Origin of the sequence: Emticicia sp. W12TSBA100-4, from assembly GCF_040253585.1 — a bacterium.
Classification (GTDB): domain Bacteria; phylum Bacteroidota; class Bacteroidia; order Cytophagales; family Spirosomataceae; genus Emticicia.
The window spans coordinates 1-621 of the sequence record NZ_JBELAU010000073.1 but is presented as its reverse complement, the minus strand read 5'-3'; the positions used below and the strand labels follow the sequence as shown (position 1 = coordinate 621).

1 pseudogene is annotated in these 621 nt (G+C 46.5%); it reads left to right on the top strand.

Annotation, left to right across the window (positions count from 1 at the left end):
- Positions 1 to 621 (top strand): annotated as a pseudogene (locus ABR854_RS25795) (hypothetical protein); the annotation flags it as partial.

The following is a 621-nucleotide window of genomic DNA, read 5'->3' as shown; positions in this document are numbered from 1 at the left end:
TGTAATGCAGAGACAGCAACGTTGACAGCAACAGGTTGTACAGGAAGCTTGAAGTGGAGTACAACTGCGACAGGCAGCAGCATCAGTGTAAGTACAGCAGGCACATACACAGCGACATGTATCAACAGTTGTGGCGAAAGTGGATTGAGCAATGTAGTAGTTATCACAACAGGCAGTAGCCCAGCGGCTCCAGTAATTTCAACGAACAAAAACAGCTTGTGTAATGCAGAGACGGCAACATTGACAGCAACAGGTTGTACAGGAAGCTTGAAGTGGAGTACAACTGCGACAGGCAGCAGCATCAGTGTAAGCACAGCAGGAAGTTATACAGCGACATGTAGCAACAGTTGTGGAGAAAGTGGAGTTAGCAATGTAGTGGTTATCACAACAGGTAGCAGCAGCCCAGCGGCTCCAGTAATTTCAACGAACAAGAATAGCTTGTGTAATGCAGAAACGGCAACATTGACAGCAACAGGTTGCAGTGGTAGTTTGAAATGGAGTACGAATGCCACAGGCAGCAGCATCAGTGTAAGCACAGCAGGAAGTTATACAGCAACATGTATCAACAGTTGTGGTGAAAGTGGAGCGAGCAATGTAGTGGTTATCACAACAGGTAGTAGT